15 protein-coding genes and 2 pseudogenes are annotated in these 16,862 nt (G+C 71.9%); 9 read left to right on the plus strand and 8 right to left on the minus strand.

The genetic code is table 11. The annotated features are described in order from the left end of the window. Positions 1–3 precede the first annotated feature (3 nt). The 3 genes from ACGF8A_RS09605 (at position 4) to ACGF8A_RS09615 (ending at position 1,646) form a co-directional block, all read left to right on the plus strand. Positions 4–417: a roadblock/LC7 domain-containing protein gene (locus ACGF8A_RS09605; RefSeq protein ID WP_004983065.1), complete on the plus strand. Its 414-nt coding sequence runs from the start codon at positions 4–6 to the stop codon at positions 415–417. A gap of 94 nt (positions 418–511) precedes the next feature. Next, positions 512–1,084 carry a DUF742 domain-containing protein gene (locus tag ACGF8A_RS09610; RefSeq protein WP_393106008.1) on the plus strand — a complete coding sequence of 191 codons (573 nt, stop codon included), beginning with the start codon at positions 512–514 and terminating at the stop codon, positions 1,082–1,084. Then, positions 1,065–1,646 (plus strand): ATP/GTP-binding protein, encoded by a 582-nt coding sequence (locus ACGF8A_RS09615; RefSeq protein ID WP_030216560.1) that lies wholly within the window; start codon positions 1,065–1,067, stop codon positions 1,644–1,646. The genes ACGF8A_RS09610 and ACGF8A_RS09615 overlap by 20 nt, the downstream gene beginning before the upstream one ends. Positions 1,647–1,817: 171 nt before the next feature. Here ACGF8A_RS09615 and ACGF8A_RS09620 read toward each other — a convergent pair whose 3' ends face one another. Together ACGF8A_RS09620 and ACGF8A_RS09625 are read right to left on the minus strand one after the other, a co-directional pair. Next, a complete protein-coding gene (locus ACGF8A_RS09620; protein WP_393106011.1) occupies positions 1,818–2,015 on the minus strand; it encodes an acyl-CoA carboxylase subunit epsilon in 198 nt (65 codons plus the stop codon). Positions 2,016–2,073: 58 nt separating this feature from the next. Next, positions 2,074–3,681 carry an acyl-CoA carboxylase subunit beta gene (locus ACGF8A_RS09625; RefSeq protein ID WP_393106013.1) on the minus strand — a complete coding sequence of 536 codons (1,608 nt, stop codon included), beginning with the start codon at positions 3,679–3,681 and terminating at the stop codon, positions 2,074–2,076. A gap of 323 nt (positions 3,682–4,004) precedes the next feature. Between ACGF8A_RS09625 and ACGF8A_RS09630 the strand changes: the two genes are divergently transcribed. The 3 genes from ACGF8A_RS09630 (at position 4,005) to ACGF8A_RS09640 (ending at position 6,194) form a co-directional block, all read left to right on the plus strand. Then, positions 4,005–4,607, plus strand: coding sequence for a YceI family protein (locus tag ACGF8A_RS09630; RefSeq protein ID WP_393106015.1), 603 nt, complete (start codon positions 4,005–4,007; stop codon positions 4,605–4,607). 136 nt (positions 4,608–4,743) lie between these two features. After that, positions 4,744–5,241, plus strand: a complete 498-nt coding sequence (locus tag ACGF8A_RS09635) for an N-acetyltransferase (protein WP_393106017.1) — start codon at positions 4,744–4,746, stop codon at positions 5,239–5,241. 170 nt (positions 5,242–5,411) lie between these two features. Continuing rightward, entirely contained in the window at positions 5,412–6,194 is a 783-nt protein-coding gene (locus ACGF8A_RS09640) for a serine protease (protein ID WP_393106019.1), read from the plus strand. Between the two features lie 86 nt (positions 6,195–6,280). Here the strand turns inward: ACGF8A_RS09640 and ACGF8A_RS09645 are convergent, their stop codons facing one another. Both ACGF8A_RS09645 and ACGF8A_RS09650 read right to left on the minus strand, forming a co-directional pair. Beyond that, on the minus strand, positions 6,281–7,633 hold the full coding sequence (locus ACGF8A_RS09645) for a hypothetical protein (RefSeq protein WP_393106021.1): 1,353 nt from the start codon (positions 7,631–7,633) through the stop codon (positions 6,281–6,283). A gap of 218 nt (positions 7,634–7,851) precedes the next feature. Next, a pseudogene (locus tag ACGF8A_RS09650) lies at positions 7,852–8,048 on the minus strand (glycoside hydrolase family 3 C-terminal domain-containing protein); the annotation flags it as partial. A 138-nt stretch (positions 8,049–8,186) separates the two neighbouring features. Between ACGF8A_RS09650 and ACGF8A_RS09655 the strand changes: the two are divergent. Next, positions 8,187–8,819: a GPP34 family phosphoprotein gene (locus ACGF8A_RS09655; protein WP_393106023.1), complete on the plus strand. Its 633-nt coding sequence runs from the start codon at positions 8,187–8,189 to the stop codon at positions 8,817–8,819. 336 nt (positions 8,820–9,155) lie between these two features. Here ACGF8A_RS09655 and cimA read toward each other — a convergent pair whose 3' ends face one another. Continuing rightward, positions 9,156–10,760, minus strand: a complete 1,605-nt coding sequence (gene cimA / locus ACGF8A_RS09660; RefSeq protein ID WP_393106025.1) for a citramalate synthase — start codon at positions 10,758–10,760, stop codon at positions 9,156–9,158. Between the two features lie 389 nt (positions 10,761–11,149). On the opposite strand from cimA, the gene ACGF8A_RS09665 reads away from it, so the two are divergent. Further along, positions 11,150–12,529, plus strand: a complete 1,380-nt coding sequence (locus tag ACGF8A_RS09665; RefSeq protein ID WP_393106027.1) for a CehA/McbA family metallohydrolase — start codon at positions 11,150–11,152, stop codon at positions 12,527–12,529. Between the two features lie 37 nt (positions 12,530–12,566). Here ACGF8A_RS09665 and ACGF8A_RS09670 read toward each other — a convergent pair whose 3' ends face one another. The 3 genes from ACGF8A_RS09670 to ACGF8A_RS09680 are packed head-to-tail and all read right to left on the minus strand — an operon-like array spanning position 12,567 to position 15,867. Further along, positions 12,567–13,184: a TetR/AcrR family transcriptional regulator gene (locus ACGF8A_RS09670; RefSeq protein WP_393106029.1), complete on the minus strand. Its 618-nt coding sequence runs from the start codon at positions 13,182–13,184 to the stop codon at positions 12,567–12,569. 11 nt (positions 13,185–13,195) lie between these two features. Continuing rightward, complete coding sequence (locus ACGF8A_RS09675) at positions 13,196–14,236, minus strand: agmatine/peptidylarginine deiminase (protein WP_393106031.1); 1,041 nt, start codon at positions 14,234–14,236, stop codon at positions 13,196–13,198. Between the two features lie 11 nt (positions 14,237–14,247). Then, entirely contained in the window at positions 14,248–15,867 is a 1,620-nt protein-coding gene (locus tag ACGF8A_RS09680; RefSeq protein ID WP_393106246.1) for an urease subunit alpha, read from the minus strand. A 10-nt stretch (positions 15,868–15,877) separates the two neighbouring features. Here ACGF8A_RS09680 and ACGF8A_RS09685 point away from each other — a divergent pair. After that, positions 15,878–16,848, plus strand: a pseudogene (locus ACGF8A_RS09685) (cytosine permease); the annotation flags it as partial. Positions 16,849–16,862 lie beyond the last annotated feature (14 nt).

Here is a 16,862-nt window from a genome sequence, read left to right on the forward strand (position 1 = left end):
CCGATGAGCCAGGCGGCGCAGAACCTGAACTGGTTGATCACCAACTTCGTGGACAACACCCCCGGGGTGTCCCACACGGTGGTGGTCTCCGCCGACGGACTCCTTCTGGCGATGTCCGAAGGCTTCCCCCGCGACCGCGCCGACCAGCTCGCGGCCGTCGCCTCAGGTCTGACCTCACTGACCGCCGGTGCCTCGCGCATCTTCGAGGGCGGCAGCGTGAACCAGACGGTTGTGGAGATGGAGCGAGGATTCCTCTTCATCATGTCCATTTCCGACGGATCGTCGCTCGCGGTCCTCGCCCACCCCGAAGCGGACATCGGCCTCATTGGGTACGAGATGGCGCTTCTGGTCGACCGTGCGGGTACGGTCCTGACTCCGGATCTTCGTGCGGAGCTCCAAGGAAGCCTTCTCAACTGAGAGACAGACGGTGCGATTTCGCGTCCCGTGGCCGTAAGGTTTCGGGACGCGGCTCCACAGCGATGGATGCCCGGCACAGTCGGAGGAGGAGAAAGTGGCAACACCCCCAAGCGGTTCATCTTCGGGCAACTGGTCGTACGGCCCTGGCCAGGGGCCGAACGACGGTTCCCAGAACCGGTACAACTTCCCCTCCTCACCGAGCCACCGGCAGCCGTACCAGCCGCAGGGCCCTGGCCCTTCGCCGTACGACCAGCCGAACGCACCGCGCATCCAGCCCGTGCAGCCGCAGCGCCGCACCCCTGAGCCGGCGCCCGCCGGGGCGTCGAACAATCCCCTGGTGCGCCCGTACGCCATGACCGGCGGCCGGACGCGCCCGCGCTACCAGCTCGCCATCGAGGCACTGGTGCACACCACCGCGCAGCCGCATCAGATGCAGGGCCAACTGCCCGAGCATCAGCGGATCTGCAACCTCTGCCGCGAGATCAAGTCGGTGGCGGAAATCTCCGCCCTCCTGACGATCCCTCTCGGCGTGGCCAGGATCCTCGTCGCCGACTTGGCGGAGGCGGGCCTGGTCGCCATCCATCAGCCCGGCGGCGACGAGAACGCCGGTGGCCAGCCAGACGTGACACTGCTCGAAAGGGTGCTCAGTGGACTTCGCAAGCTCTAGCGGCGGTCCTTCCCGCTCCACCACCTCCGCGAAGATCGTGGTGGCGGGCGGCTTCGGCGTGGGCAAGACCACGTTCGTCGGCGCCGTCTCGGAGATCAACCCGCTGCGCACGGAGGCCGTCATGACGTCTGCTTCGGCAGGCATCGACGACCTCACCCACACCGGGGACAAGACCACCACCACGGTCGCCATGGACTTCGGCCGCATCACGCTGGACCAGGACCTGATCCTGTACCTCTTCGGTACGCCCGGCCAGGACCGCTTCTGGTTCATGTGGGACGACCTGGTGCGCGGCGCCATCGGCGCGATCGTCCTCGTGGACACCCGCCGCCTCGCCGACTGCTTCCCCGCGGTCGACTACTTCGAGAACAGCGGCCTGCCCTTCGTCATCGCCCTCAACGGCTTCGACGGCCAGCAGCCGTACCAGCCCGACGAGGTGCGTGAGGCGCTCCAGATCGGCCCGGACACCCCGATCATCACCACGGACGCCCGCCACCGCGCGGACGCGAAGTCGGCGCTGATCACGCTGGTCGAACACGCCCTGATGGCCCGCCTCCGCTAGCCGTCCTCCCCGAGGGGCCCTCTCCCCCCGGAGGGGGCCTTTCGCGTTGCCCCGCTCCCCCGCCGGCCCGTCGGCAACACCGAGAGGGGCCCCTCCGTGCGTACGGAGGGGCCCCTCTCGGTGTCGGGGGACCGGTTCCCGGCGCTGTGGGAACCGGTCGGGCGGCGTGGGCTAGCCGTGCCAGCTGTGCGGGGCGCGGAAGCCGGGCTCGCGTTCCAGGCGGCGCCAGCCGGCCTTCGCGGGGCCGCCGTGCGCCGGGGCCGCCGTGGACGTGTGGGCCGCCGCGCGCGCCAGCAGGATGGCCGTGAGGGCGGCCACTTCCTCGGGCTCGGCGTGGCCCTTCTCGACGCGGATGTCAGGAGTGCTCATGGCAGTCAGTCTCCGTGGATGAGGTTTCCGCGAGGGTGCCGCGGAAAGGTCCGCTGGGTTACTGCGGGGGGTTGCCGTGCTTGCGCGACGGCAGGTCGGCGTGCTTGGTGTGCAGCATCGCCAGGGAGCGGACGAGGACCTCGCGGGTCTCGGCCGGGTCGATGACGTCGTCCACCAGCCCGCGCTCGGCCGCGTAGTACGGGTGCATGAGCTCGGACTTGTACTCCTTGACCATCTTCTGCCGCATGGCCTCGGGGTCCTCGGCGTCGGCGATCTGGCGGCGGAAGATGACGTTGGCGGCGCCTTCCGCGCCCATCACCGCGATCTCGTTCGTCGGCCAGGCGTAGGTGAGGTCGGCGCCGATGGACTGGCTGTCCATGACGATGTAGGCGCCCCCGTAGGCCTTGCGCAGGATCAGGGAGATGCGCGGGACGGTCGCGTTGCAGTACGCGTACAGCAGCTTCGCGCCGTGGCGGATGATTCCGCCGTGCTCCTGGTCGACACCGGGCAGGAACCCGGGGACGTCCAGGAAGGTGACGATCGGGATGTTGAAGGCGTCACACATCTGGACGAAGCGCGCGGCCTTCTCGCTGGCCTCGATGTCCAGGACACCCGCCAGCACCTGCGGCTGGTTGGCGATGATGCCGACGACCTGGCCGTCCAGCCGGGCCAGGGCGCAGATGATGTTGCGCGCCCAGCGCTCGTGGACCTCCAGGTACTCGCCGTCGTCGACGATCTCCTCGATGACCTTGGCCATGTCGTACGGCCGGTTGCCGTCCGCCGGGACGAGGTCCAGCAGGACGTCGGAGCGCCGGTCGGGGGCGTCGGAGGAGTCCACCCGCGGCGGGTTCTCCCGGTTGTTCTGCGGCAGCAGCGACAGGAGGTAGCGCACCTCGGCGATGCACGTCTCCTCGTCGTCGTACGCGAAGTGGCAGACACCCGAGGTCTCGGCGTGCACGTCGGCGCCGCCGAGGCCGTTCTGGGTGATCTCCTCGCCGGTCACGGCCTTGACCACGTCCGGGCCCGTGATGAACATCTGCGAGGTCTCGCGGACCATGAAGACGAAGTCGGTGAGGGCGGGCGAGTAGGCCGCGCCACCGGCACACGGGCCGAGCATCACGCTGATCTGCGGGATGACGCCGGACGCCTTGGTGTTGCGCTGGAAGATGCCGCCGTAGCCGGCCAGCGCGCTGACGCCCTCCTGGATGCGGGCGCCGGCGCCGTCGTTGAGCGACACCAGCGGGGCACCGGCCGCGATGGCCATGTCCATGATCTTGTGGATCTTCGTGGCGTGCGCCTCGCCGAGCGCGCCGCCGAAGACACGGAAGTCGTGGGCGTAGACGAAGACCGTGCGGCCCTCCACCGTGCCCCAACCGGTGATGACACCGTCGGTGTACGGCTTCTTGGTGTCCAGGCCGAAGCCCGTCGCCCGGTGCCGGCGCAGCTGCTCGACCTCTCGGAAGGAGTCCGGGTCGAGGAGCAGCTCGATGCGCTCGCGGGCGGTCAGCTTGCCCTTGGCGTGCTGCGCCTCGGTCGCCCTCTCGCTGGGGCCGGCCACCGCCTGCGCGCGGATCTCGTGCAGTTCGGCCACGCGCCCGCGCGCGTCCGTCGGCTCACCCATGGGTTCGCTCGTCGACTCACCCGTCGCCTCATCCAAAACGGTCATGTAGCGACCTTACGAAGAGGAGCAAGGAATGCGAGCCGTCGACTCCGTACAGTCTCCGGGGCGTTTTCCTGGTACCCCTGAACAGAACCGGTGCGGGATGCAGGCGTTCCGACTGCTCAGAGGGCTTCGGCGTTGTAGGGGTCGCACAAAGTCGTCAGCTGCGGGCCACACAGGATTCATGTCCCGCCGATGCCATCGGTGGAGTGACACGCGAGGTTATCCGACCCTCCACCGAAGAGGTTGAAAGTTGAATGGAATACGTCTACGGTCTCCCCCGTTGGCATCGTTGAACGTTCAACAGAACCGTCCCCAAGGAGAGCATCATGGGTATCTTCGGCAGTAGGAACTCCGCCGGCAAGACCAGGACCAGCGCCGTGAACCCCGAGCTGGCCGCCCTGACCGGCGACTACACGATCGACCCCGCGCACACCTCCATCGGCTTCGTCGCCCGGCACGCCATGGTGACGAACGTGAAGGGCAAGTTCCTCGACTTCACCGGCACGCTGAGCCTGGACGGCACCGACCCGTCGCGGTGCACCGCGGCCCTCGACGTCACGATGGAGAGCATCAGCACGGGCAACGAGGACCGGGACGGCCACCTGAAGAGCGCGGACTTCTTCGCCATCGAGCAGTTCCCGACGATGACGTTCCGGTCCACCAGGGCCGAGGCACTCGGCGGAAGCGACTACCGGATCACCGGTGACCTGTCGATCCTCGGCGTCACCAAGCCGATCACTATCGACCTGGAGTTCCACGGCTCCGCGAAGGACCCGTTCGGCAACGACCGGGTCGGCTTCGAGGGCAAGGCCGAGATCCTTCGCTCCGAGTGGGGCCTGACCTGGAACGCCGCGCTGGAGACGGGCGGTGTCCTGGTCTCCGACAAGATCAAGCTCAACTTCGACATCTCGGCGATCAAGAACGCCTGACGACGGTGGCACCGCCCCGCTGACGCCTTGTGAGCGCGCCCGCCCTTCACCCCCGGGAGAGGGCGGGCGCTCGTCGTACCGGCCCTCCGGCCGGGGCGGCGGGCGCATGACAAGCATCCTGTGGGATGCTGCGCCGATGACCTGGTTGCCGCGTGACTTCGTACATCCTGTGAGCGTCGGGATCCCCGACGGGGGCGGCCATCGCCTGCGGCCGATCGGCGGGGCCGACGCGCCGCTGGACTACCCCGCGGTGATGGGCTCGCGGGAGCGGTTGTGGTCGATCTACGGCAAGGCCTGGGGATGGCCGTCGGCCACGATGACGTACGAGGCAAATCAGGCCGACCTGGAGCGGCACGCCGCCGAGATCGACGCGCACGAGTCGTTCAACTACACCGTGGAGAACGCGGACGGGACCGCGCTGCGCGGATGCGTCTACGTCGACCCGCCGGAGAAGGCCGGGGCGGACGCCGAGATCTCGTGGTGGGTCGTGGACGGCGAGGTCGGCGGGCAGCTGGAGCGGGCGCTGGACGCGTTCGTGCCGCGGTGGATCGCCGAGGAGTGGCCGTTCGAGCGGCCCCGGTTCGTGGGGCGCGACCTGACCTGGGACGAATGGCTGGCGCTGCCCGGCCGTTGAGCGCGCCGGGCAGACGGCCGGCGTGCGGGAGGGCCGCCCCGTCCGCGGAGCGGGTTGGCCGGATTGTGGTGCTTGTGCGGAGGGTCACACCGTTCCCATAATCCAGCAGACAGGAATTGACATGCGCCTGACATTCCTGCCTCCCCAGACCCCCCACGGAAGGCGTCACGGTGAAGACTTTCCTCAAGGCCCTCAAGAGATGCGCGGTCGCCGGTGCGGCCGCGCTCGCGGTGCTCAGTCTCCAGCCCGTCTCGGCCGCGCAGGCGGCCCCCTCGCCGGTGGTCGGCGGCACCCGTGCCGCGCAGGGCGAGTTCCCGTTCATGGTCCGGCTGTCCATGGGCTGCGGTGGCGCGCTGTACACCCAGCAGATCGTGCTGACCGCCGCGCACTGTGTCGGCTCCACCGGCAACAACACCGGCATCACCGCGACCGCCGGAGTGGTGGACCTGCAGTCCACCAGCGGCCGCGTCCAGGTCCGCTCCACCAAGGTGTACCGGGCCCCCGGCTACAACGGCAACGGCAAGGACTGGGCCCTGATCAAGCTCGCCCAGCCGATCAACCTGCCGACCCTGAAGCTCGCCACCACCGCGCAGTACAACACCGGCACCTTCACCGTCGCCGGCTGGGGCGCGGCCCGCGAGGGCGGCGCCCAGCAGCGCTACCTGCTGAAGGCGAACGTGCCGTTCGTCAGTGACGCCACCTGCCGCTCGTACAGCGGCTACAGCGGGCTGATCCCGGGCGAGGAGATCTGCGCCGGGTACACGGCGGGCGGCGTCGACACCTGCCAGGGCGACTCGGGCGGCCCCATGTTCCGCCGTGACGCGGCCGGGGCCTGGGTCCAGGTCGGCATCACGAGCTGGGGCATAGGCTGCGCCCGCCCGAACGCCCCCGGCGTCTACACGGAGGTCTCGACCTTCGCCTCCGCGATCGCCTCGGCGGCGGCCACGCTCTAGGCCCCACCCAACCGTTTCGCGTCCCGCAGACGTACGGGCCCGGTGCCGCCTCGGCGCCGGGCCCGTCCCGTGTCCGCGTACCTGCCTCAGAAGCCGCCGCCGAAGTCCCCGCCCCCGCCGAAGTCGCCGCCCCCGAAGCCGCCGAAACCGCCGCTGAAGTCGTCCGGGTTGAAGTCCGCGCCGGAGACGTCACCGCCCTGGTACCCGCCGGCGCCGAAGTCGCCGTAGCCGGAGCCGTAGCCGGCGGCGTAGGACGGGGTTGCCATGGCGCTGCCGAGCAGGGTGCCGACGAGCAGGCCGGGGAGGATGCCGCCGCCGAAGTAGCCGCCGGCCCAGGGGCCGTAGGCCGGGCCCGCGTCCCAGTACGGGCGGCGGCCGGAGGCCGTGTCGACCTCGCGGATCATCGGGTCCAGGCCGTCGGACAGGCGGGCCTGGTCGGCCGCGCAGACCGGCACCTGGCGGGTCGCGCCGTCCACCGGTGTCCAGGTGACGTCGGCGACCGAGGGACCGTGGCGCGGGTCGAAGAAGCACGGCGGGCGGCGCTCGGGGAGCGGGTGTCCCTCACGGCGGGCGGCGAGCGTCGCCAGCGAGAAGCGGCCGTCCTCCAGGGACTGGGTGACCGCCCGGACGTCCTCGGGCCGCTGGGCCGCCGCCATGTGAGCCTTGGCCTTCTCGTAGGCGTCCAGCGCCTTCTCGTAGTCCGCGCGCATGGCGTCGTCGGCGCCGGGCTCGGCGGGGTGGAAGTCCAGGCGGTCCAGTTCCTCGCCGAAGGCGGTGATGTCCTCGTCGACCACCACCCGCAGCTTCTCCAGCGCCGCCCGCAGCTCCTCCTCCTGGCGGCGGCGGTTGCGGCGGACGAGCGCGTAGGCGCCCGTACCGCCGGCGGCGAGCACCGCACCGAGGGTGATCAGGCCGGTGGCGGAGACGCCGTCGCCGGTGTCCTCGCCCCAGCTGCTGGGCGCGGTCCCGCCGATGTTGCGCAGCGCGCCGTCGACGAAGTCGTTCAGCTGGGCCTTGACGTCACCCGCGCTCTGCACGGACGTCACCAGGTTGGACACGGCCGCGCGGCTCAGCACCCCGCTGTCGGCGCGGGCGTCGAACCGGTCGCCGAGCCGGATGCCGTACACGCCGGTCACCCCGGTCTCGGTGCGCAGGTTCTGGAAGAGGTTCTGCGTGGGGTAGCCGGCCGGAAGGACGGCGACGAACACGGGTTTGTCCGCGTCCCTGATCTTGTCGGCGAGTGCCTCGGCGTCCGACTCGGGCAGCAGGCCCGACGCGGCCGGGTCCACGTAGACCGGGCTCTCGCGCAGGGCCGCGGCGACCTTGGACAGGTCGGTGGCCGCGTGCGCGCCCGGCGCACCGGCCACCAGGACCGCCAGTACGGCGGCGACAGGCACGATCAGCAGGCGTACGAGCCTTTGTACGAACGCGGCCTTCATATGTTCGAAGCTACCTGAACTGGCACAGAAACGGACATCGGTCCCGGGAGGGAAATTCACTCCCGGGACCGACGCCCACCCTGGTGCGCCCCTGCACCGCCCTGTACGCACGCGACGGTCAGCTTCTCCACGGCCGCCCCGTGGCGGCCGGTCAGGCGGTGGATGGCCGGCGCCGGCCCGCTCGGCCGTCGCCGCGAGGCCGAGCGCCTTCGGGGTGGGCCCCAGGGGTGCGGGGGATGCGGATCGCACGAGGCGTCGCCGACGTTGATCGGCAACCGTGCTGGCGACTTGGGCCAGGTCGCGGCAGCTGCCCGGTGAAGGGCCGCCGTCCGTGGAGCACGTCCGCCACGCCGGCGCCCTCCGTGCCCGGGAGTCAGGAGGCGACCGGGGCGTCGAGCCCGCCGAGCCGGTCGCCAGGTCGCGGCAGGGCCTGGCACGGCGCCCGGGTCCCCCTTCGCGTACCCACGGAGCGGGGGCCCGCCCGCCGTGCTGCGGATAGGCTTCCCGCGCCCCATCGTGGAGATACGGGAAGCCGCCCGACCTGGAGTTCGAGATGACCACACCGCAGGATCTGCTGATCGTCGCCCTGAACATCCCCTCCGGTCGTGACGTGGGGCAGGGCGATCTGTCACTGGCTCTGGCCGGAGCGGAACTCATCGACCTCGTGGACGCCGGGGCGCTCACCCTGGACGACGACCGCCTCGTGCCCGGCGCCGAGCGCACCACCGGGGACCGCCTGCTGGACGAGGCCGGGGCGGCGCTGATCAGGCAGCCGCCGTACGAGACGGCCGAGGAATGGCTGTGGCGCCGTGGGCGAGGGCTGGCCGACGCCTACGTCGCCGTCCTGGAGGCGGAGGCACCGGCGGCGGAGGGGGGACGCCGGCACTGGCTGCGGCGGCGGAGCGAGGCGACTGCGGCGGTGGACTCGCCTTCCCGGCGCCACGCGAACGAGCGGTGGGCCGACCGGGAGCCCGTCCTGGTGGCCCTGGCGGCCGCGCTCGGCATCGGTCAGCCGTCGGAGACCGGCGCCCAGGACACCGCCGACGTCCCCGTCGCCGACACCGGCGACGGCCCCGTGGTGACGATCATGGCCGCCGTCAACGACGCCTTGACGGAACTGGAGGCGGTCCGGCAGCGCCGGCGCATCGAGGAGGACGCCTTCGACAACGTGTGGCGGGCCCCCTGACCGGCCGGCCCCAGGACCGCCGGACAGGTCCGGCGGGCCCGCTCGGGGACGGCGGCGGGGCCCCGCCGGGGCGGGCAGCCGCATCCGGAGGGGCCGCCGGGGGGGTTCGTGCCGCACGGCGGTCCAGCCCCGACGGCGGCACCCGTACCCCCGCTCCACACAGGGACCGGGCGCCGCGCCTCCCGGAGCACGGGGCCCGGTGTCGTGTCCCGCGCCCCTGCCCCGGCGGATCGGCCGTGACCGGTTGACCGGACGGGCCGGACGGGCCGGACGGATCCCGAAGTGGTCCGCGCGGGGCGGCAGCGGGCTGCGCCGCCCCGTCCGCACGGACGCCGGCTACGACGCCGGTTCCACGCCCGCGCGCAGCAGACCGTACGTGTACGCGTCCTCCAGGGCCTGCCAGGAGGCGGCGATGACGTTCTCCGCGACGCCCACCGTGGACCACTCGCCCGTGCCGTCGGAGGTGGCGATCAGGACGCGGGTCGTGGACTGGGTGCCGTGCTTGCCCTCCAGGATGCGGACCTTGTAGTCCACCAGCTCCAGCTTGGCGAGCTGCGGGTAGATCTTCTCCAGCGCGACCCGCAGCGCCCGGTCCAGGGCGTTGACCGGGCCGTTGCCCTCCGCGGTCGCGACGATGCGCTCGCTCTTGGCCCACAGCTTCACCGTGGCCTCGTTGGCGTGGCTGCCGTCGGGGCGGTCCTCGACGATCGCCCGCCAGGACTCGACCTCGAAGTACTTCAGCGGTTTGCCCTCGACCTCGCCCCGGAGCAGCAGCTCGAAGCTGGCGTCGGCGGCCTCGTACGTGTAGCCGCCCAGCTCACGCTCCTTGACCCGCTCCACGACGCGGCCGACCAGCTCGCGGTCGCCGCCCAGGTCGATGCCGAGCTCCTTGCCCTTGAGCTCGACGGAGGCGCGGCCGGCCATGTCGGACACCAGCATCCGCATCGTGTTGCCGACCTGCTCGGGGTCGATGTGCTGGTAGAGGTCGGGGTCGACCTTGATGGCGGAGGCGTGCAGGCCCGCCTTGTGCGCGAAGGCGGAGACGCCGACGTACGGCTGGTGGGTGGAGGGCGTCAGATTGACGACCTCGGCGATCGCGTGCGAGATGCGGGTCATCTCGCGCAGACGGCCCTCGGGGAGGACCTTCTTGCCGTACTTCAGTTCCAGGGCGGCGACCACGGGGAAGAGGTTGGCGTTGCCGACCCGTTCGCCGTAGCCGTTCGCCGTGCACTGGACGTGCGTCGCGCCCGCGTCGACCGCGGCGAGGGTGTTGGCGACCGCGCAGCCCGTGTCGTCCTGGGCGTGGATGCCGAGCCGGGCGCCGGTGTCGGCGAGGACCGTCGAGACGACGGCCTGGACCTGGGCGGGGAGCATGCCGCCGTTGGTGTCGCACAGGACCACGACGTCGGCGCCGGCCTCGGACGCGGCGCGGACGACGGCCTTGGCGTACTCGGGGTTGGCGCGGTAGCCGTCGAAGAAGTGCTCGCAGTCGACGAAGACGCGGCGGCCCTGGTCCTTCAGGTAGGACACCGTGTCGCGGACCATCTCCAGGTTCTCGTCCAGGCTGGTGCGCAGGGCGAGCTCGACATGCCGGTCGTGCGACTTGGCGACCAGGGTGATCACCGGGGCGCCGGCCGCCAGGAGCGCCTTGACCTGCGGGTCCTCGCTCGCCCTGACCCCGGGGCGGCGGGTGGCGCCGAAGGCGACCAGGCGGGCGTGGCGGAACCGGATCTCCTGCTGGGCGCGGGCGAAGAACTCCGTGTCCCGCGGGTTGGCGCCCGGCCAGCCGCCCTCGATGAAGCCCACGCCGAAGTCGTCCAGGTGCCGCGCGATGGCCAGCTTGTCCGCGACGGTGAGGTTGATGCCCTCCCGCTGCGCGCCGTCCCGCAGGGTGGTGTCGAAGACGTGGAACGAGTCGTCGAGCTCGCTGGTTTCCGTCATGGTCTGAAGGCTCCTGATGTATGGATCTCGGTCTGTACCGGAATGACCGGCTCCACCGTCCCCCATGATCCCTCGCGCCGAGCTCCCGGCTGATGGTGGGCCAGAAAAGCGAAAAACCTCTCGCGGGTGCGAGAGGTCTGCGCGCGGGTCGAGGACGACGGTGGCCGCCCGTACCTGGTCGTACGTGGCGGTCACTGCGGACCGGCGCGCCTGCTGCCAATAATCGTCGTGGCGAACGAGAGCACGGGGGCAGTCTGGCACAAGCCGCCCTTTGTCTCACCGCTGTCTCAGGATACGGGCAGGGGTTCCACGGTCACGCTCATCCGGCGTTCACCCCTCGCACGCCACCCGGTATGACCATGTTCCTGCCAATCCCGTGGAGTGGGGGCATGGGAGATCTGGGGCACCACCACGAGCACCTCGACGGACACCACGGACACCTCGACCGAGACCAAGGGCACGCCCACGGACACCACGAGCACCTCGACGGACACCACGGACACTTCGACGGACCCCACGGGCACGGCCCCGCACACCGACCCGCGCACGCCCCCGGGCGGCCGCCGTCCGCCACCAGCCGCCGGGCGCTGCTCGGCGCCGCCGGGGGTCTGCTCTTCCTCGCCGCGGCGCCGGGTACCGCGCAGGCAGCCACGACCCGCACCGCGCAGGACGGCCGGGCGGTCGCGGCGGCCACCCGCAGCGGCGCCGGCCGCGCCTCGCTGATCACGCAGGGCACCACGCTGGTCCACGCGGACCTGCACAACCACACCGCCATGTCGGACGGCGACGGCGACCCGGCGCTGGCGTTCGGCTCGATGCGGGAAGCCGGCCTGGACGTGGCCGCGCTCACCGACCACAGCGGTGTCTTCACCATCGGCGGACTCAGCTCCTCGGAGTGGCGGCGCACCGGCGAGCTGGCCGACGCCGCCGACGTGCCCGGCGTCTACACCGCCATCCGCGGCTTCGAGTGGACCCACGCGCTGCTCGGCCACGCCAACGTCTGGTTCTCCGACAGCTATGTCGACATGTCGGCAGCGCCGGGCATGAACGCGCTCTTCAACTGGCTGGACGACAAGGACGCGGTGGCGGGGTTCAACCACCCCGGCCGCGAGGAGCTGCGGTTCAACGAGTTCGGCCACAACGCGGCCGTGCACGACCGCATGGTCAGCCTGGAGATGTTCAACCGCACCGACGACTACCTCTTCGAGGGCTGGTCCTCCGGCAGGTCCTCGCCGCTGGTCGCCTGCCTGAACGCGGGCTGGCGCACCGGCCTGACCGGCGTGACCGACGAGCACGGCACCGACTGGGGGTTCCCCGAGGGCAAGGGGCGCAGTGGTCTGTGGGTCACCGAGAACACTCGCGCGGGCGTGCTGGAGGCCATGCGTGCCCGGCGCTTCTTCGCCACGCGCGTCTCCGGGCTGCGGCTGGACGCCACGGCGGCCGGGGTGCGGATGGGCGGCCTGCTGCCGTTCCCGGCGGGTGACGTGAACTTCCGCGTCGACCTCGACCGGGGTACCGCGTGGGCGGGCAGACCGCTCCACATCCAGGTGCTGCGGCCGGGCAGCCGGGCCCCGGAGGTCGTCGACGTCATCGAGACGGCCTCCGGCCGGATCACCGACTTCACCGTGCCGCTGAACTCCGCCGACGGCACCTGGGTGGTACTGCGCGTCTCCGACCCGGGCCGGGCCAACGCCTCGCCGGGTCCGGCCGGCCACCCGTGCAACGACTGGGGCGTGGCCTACAGCAGCCCCTGGTGGCTGAAGGGCTGACCCGCAGGGCGGGGCGTGGGCTGGGCCGCCGTAGGGCCTACGCCCCGTCGCCGCCCCGCATCAGGGCGTCGTCCAGGAACTCCCGGACATGGCCGAGGATCTGGGCCCGGTCGGTCCCGCGCAGCCCGATCGCCACATGGATGGAGAAGCCGTCGAGCAGCGCGCGCAGCCGGGCCGCGAAGCGGTCCGGGTCGACGGCGCGGAACTCGCCCCGCGACACCCCCTCCGCGACCAGCGCGACCAGGTCGCGGTGCCAGGCGCCCTCGATGGCGGCCTGCCGGGCGCGGGCGTCGTCGTCGGCGTTCTGCGAGCGGTTCCAGACCTCCAGCCAGAGCGTCCAGTGCGGGTCGCGGTGCCCGTCGGGCACGTACAGGTCGACGTAGGCGTCGAGCCGCTCCCGCGCGCCGCCGGCACGGCTGAGCAGCCGTCCGCGCTCGGCACCCAGCTGACCCTCGCTCCACTCCAGGGTCCGCAGCAGCAACTCGTCCTTGCTGCGGAAGTAGTACAGAAGATGGCCGCTGCTCATCCCCACCTCCCGCCCCAGCGCCGCCATGGTGAGCTTCTCCAGACCGCGCTCGGCGATCATCTCCATGGCGGCGGCGAGAACGTCCTCGCGGGGCGGTGCGTTCTTCCGCGCGCGAGCCGCACCGGCCATCCCTGACTCCTCTAGATCTTGGGCTCCTGCTGGGTGATGCAGTGGATGCCTCCACCCCCCGCGAAGATCGTACGGGCGTCCACCAGGGTCACCGTCCGCTCCGGGAACAGCCGGCGGAAGATGCCCGCGGCCGGTTCGTCGCGGGGGTCGCCGAAGGCGCACAGGACGACGCCGCCGTTGCAGAGGTAGTGGTAGATGTAGGAGTAGCCGGCCCAGTGGCCGTCGGCCTCCAGGACGGTCGGCGCGGGCACCTCGACGACCTCCAGGCTGCGGCCGCGGGCGTCGGTGGCGGACCTCAGGATGCCGATGACCTCCTTGGTGACCTCGTGGTCGGGGTGCGCGGGGTCGGGCTGGTGGTGGGCGACGACGACGCCGGGGCGGGCGAAGGCGGCGACGATGTCGACGTGGCCGAGGGTGCCGAAGCCGTGGGGCGGGTAGTCGCCGGTGAGGCCGCGGGGCAGCCAGACGGCCTTGCGGGTGCCGAGGTGGGCGTGGATCTCGGCCTCGACCTGCTCGCGTGTCCAGCCCGGGTTCCGCTCGGGGCCGAGCTGGACCGTCTCGGTCAGCAGGACCGTGCCCTCGCCGTCGACGTGGATCGCGCCGCCCTCGTTGACGAGCTTCGAGGCGTACGTCTTCGCGCCCGCGAGGTCCGAGACGTACGCGGCGATCTTGGCGTCGTGCTCCCAGCGGGCCCACTCCTGGGCGCCCCAGCCGTTGAACGTCCAGTCCACGGCGGCCAGTCCACCCTTGCCGTCGGTGAGGAAGGTGGGGCCGACGTCCCGCATCCAGGCGTCGTCCAGGTCGCGCTCGACGGTCTCGACGCCCGGCCCGAGGAAGGTCCGCGCCTCCGCCGACCGGCCGGGGCCGCACACGACGGTCACCGGTTCGAACCGCAGGACGGCGCGCGCCACCGACGCCCAGGCCATGCGGGACAGGAGCAGGTCGTCCGGGTCGTCGAAGGTGGGGTTCGGCCCCGGCCACGCCATCCAGGTGCGCTCGTGGGGGGTCCACTCGGCGGGCATGCGGAAGCCGTCGGCGGCGGGTGTGGTCATCTGGCGGGTCCTTAGAGGAAGTACAGACGGTTGAGGGAGACGGACTCGGCCGGTTCGGAGCGCAGCGGGTCGCCGTCGAGGGTGACCAGTCCGGTGCGCGGGTCGACGTCGACCTGTCCGGTACGGGAGTTCAGGCGCAGGTCGGCCGGGCCGATCCCGCGGGTGCCGCGCACGGCGACCCTGCGGCGCCGGGTCGGCATGGTGTCGTGCCCCTGGTCGAGCGCGGCCTGGGCGACGAACGCGACGGAGATCTCGGCGGGTGTGGCGCCGTGCGCGCCGAACTGCGGGCCCAGCACCAGGGGTTCGCAGGTGTCGGTGGCCGCGTTGGGGTCGCCGACGACGCCGTACGCCGGGAAGCCGGCCTTGAGCACGAGCTGCGGTTTGGCGCCGAAGTACTCCGGCCGCCACAGCACGATGTCCGCGAGCTTGCCGACCTCGATGGAGCCGACCTCGTGCGAAAGCCCGTGGGCGACGGCCGGGTTGATGGTCAGCTTGGCCATGTAGCGCAGCACGCGCTCGTTGTCGTGCTCGTCCGGCGCGCCGAACTCGGCCTTCATCTTCCCGGCCATGGCGAACGTACGGCGCACCGTCTCGCCCGCCCGCCCCATGCCCTGCGCGTCCGACGAGGTGATGCCGATGGCGCCCAGGTCGTGCAGCACGTCCTCGGCGCCCATGGTCCCGGCGCGGATGCGGTCGCGGGCCATGGCGGCGTCGCCCGGCAGGTCGGTCTTCAGGTCGTGGACGGAGACGATCATGCCGTAGTGCTCGGCGACCGCGTCCCGGCCGAAGGGCAGGGTGGGGTTGGTGGAGGAGCCGATGACGTTGGGGACGCCGGCCATCTTCAGCACGTTCGGGACGTGTCCGCCGCCGCAGCCCTCGATGTGGAAGGCGTGGATGGTGCGGCCCTCCAGGACACGGAGGGTGTCCTCCACCGACAGGCACTCGTTCAGGCCGTCGCTGTGCAGGGCGACCTGGACGTCGTGCTCCTCGGCGACGCGCAGCGCGGTGTCGAGGGCGCGGGTGTGGGCGCCCATGTCCTCGTGCACCTTGAATCCGCTCGCCCCGCCCTCGGCCAGCGCCTCCACCAGCGGGGCGGCGTGGGAGGACGAACCCCGGCCCAGGAAGCCGATGTTGACCGGCCAGGCGTCGAACGCGCCGAAGGCGTGCCGGAGCGCCCAGGGCGAGTTGACCCCGACGCCCCAGACCGGCCCGAACTCCTGGCCGATGATCGTGGTGACGCCGGACGCCAGCGAGGCCTCCATGATCCGCGGCGACAGCAGGTGGACGTGGGTGTCGACGGCCCCGGCGGTGGCGATCAGGCCCTCGCCGGACACGATCGAGGTGCCGGTGCCGACGACGACGTCGACCCCGTCGAGGGTGTCGGGGTTGCCGGCCCGCCCGATGGAGCAGATCCGGCCCTCGCGGATGCCTACGGACACCTTGCGGATCCCCTGCACCGCGTCGATCACGACGACGTTGCTGATGACGACGTCGCAGGTCTCGCGGACGGCGGCGGCCTTCAGGTGCAGTCCGTCGCGGGCGGTCTTGCCGAACCCGGCCAGGAACTCGTCGCCGTGGCGCTGGGAGTCGGACTCCACGCGGATCGTCAGGCCGCAGTCGCCGAGGCGGATCGCGGCCTGAGGCTACCGTGTGCTGCTCGCCCTCTCCCGCGTCCTCGCGATCGGCATGACCGGCCTGCTGGCGCTCGGGCTGATCGCCTACGCCCCGGACTTCACCACCGGCGCGCTCGCGGAGGCGGGCGGTCTCCTGCTCGGCGGCTTCTGGCCCACCTGGGTGCTGGCCACGGTGGCCGCCGGCCTGTCCGGCCCGATCGCGTTCATCACCCTGCTCGGCGACCACACCCGCTACCTCTCCCCGGCCCGCCACTCCTCCCGCCGGGTGCTGCGCGCGACCTGGCTGGGCCTGCTGCTCGGGCTGCTGGTCCCACAGCTCTTCGGCACCTTCACCGCGTACGCCGCCCGCGCCGCCCTCGACTACGCCGGGCCGCTGGTCACGGCCGCCCCGGCCTGGTACCTGATCCCGCTGTTGCTCGCCGCCTTCGCCGGTTCGGTCGGCAACGCGGGCCTGATGCTCTACTCGATGGGCCTCGACCTGGACGCCATCCTGCCGCGCGCCTCCCGCGCCCGGGCCACCTGCGCGGTCGCGGTGCTCGCCACCGCCTGTGTCTTCGCCGGCCACTACGCCTGGGAGGCACAGGCCGCGATGACGTCCTTCGTCCTGTTCCTGACGGCGATCGGCACGCCCTGGGCGGTGATCACCCTGATCGGCTTCGTCCGCTGCGGCGGCGTGTACGACGCGGAGGCGCTCCAGGTCCACAACCGCCGGGCGCGGGGCGGGGTCTACTGGTTCCGGTCCGGTCCGGCTGGAACGTGCCGGCAACCGTCTCCTGGGCACTGGGCGCGGGCGTGGGCGTGCTGGCGGTGTCGCTGCCGTCGTACCAGGGCCCGCTGCTGGCGCTGACCGGCGGGGTGGACTGCAGCTTCCTGCTGTCCGGGGCCGTGGGCGGCCTCGCCTACGTGCCGCTCCCGCAGCGCGCCCGGGCCGCGGAGGAGGGCAACTCCACCACGGCCCGGGCGACAGCCTGCCTCTAGGGCCTCGGGGCTGT

This window comes from Streptomyces sp. NPDC047706, assembly GCF_043204795.1.
Lineage (GTDB): Bacteria > Actinomycetota > Actinomycetes > Streptomycetales > Streptomycetaceae > Streptomyces.

What these genes read in the sequence shown, in the direction of transcription:
- cimA (WP_393106025.1), bottom strand. Translation starts at nt 10,760, where the DNA reads ATGACGGAAACCAGCGAGCTCGACGACTCGTTCCACGTCTTCGACACC.
- ACGF8A_RS09670 (WP_393106029.1), bottom strand. Translation starts at nt 13,184, where the DNA reads ATGGCCGGTGCGGCTCGCGCGCGGAAGAACGCACCGCCCCGCGAGGAC.
- ACGF8A_RS09620 (WP_393106011.1), bottom strand. Translation starts at nt 2,015, where the DNA reads ATGAGCACTCCTGACATCCGCGTCGAGAAGGGCCACGCCGAGCCCGAG.
- ACGF8A_RS09665 (WP_393106027.1), top strand. Translation starts at nt 11,150, where the DNA reads ATGGGAGATCTGGGGCACCACCACGAGCACCTCGACGGACACCACGGA.
- ACGF8A_RS09645 (WP_393106021.1), bottom strand. Translation starts at nt 7,633, where the DNA reads ATGAAGGCCGCGTTCGTACAAAGGCTCGTACGCCTGCTGATCGTGCCT.
- ACGF8A_RS09655 (WP_393106023.1), top strand. Translation starts at nt 8,187, where the DNA reads ATGACCACACCGCAGGATCTGCTGATCGTCGCCCTGAACATCCCCTCC.
- ACGF8A_RS09630 (WP_393106015.1), top strand. Translation starts at nt 4,005, where the DNA reads ATGGGTATCTTCGGCAGTAGGAACTCCGCCGGCAAGACCAGGACCAGC.
- ACGF8A_RS09605 (WP_004983065.1), top strand. Translation starts at nt 4, where the DNA reads ATGAGCCAGGCGGCGCAGAACCTGAACTGGTTGATCACCAACTTCGTG.
- ACGF8A_RS09635 (WP_393106017.1), top strand. Translation starts at nt 4,744, where the DNA reads ATGACCTGGTTGCCGCGTGACTTCGTACATCCTGTGAGCGTCGGGATC.
- ACGF8A_RS09675 (WP_393106031.1), bottom strand. Translation starts at nt 14,236, where the DNA reads ATGACCACACCCGCCGCCGACGGCTTCCGCATGCCCGCCGAGTGGACC.
- ACGF8A_RS09625 (WP_393106013.1), bottom strand. Translation starts at nt 3,681, where the DNA reads ATGACCGTTTTGGATGAGGCGACGGGTGAGTCGACGAGCGAACCCATG.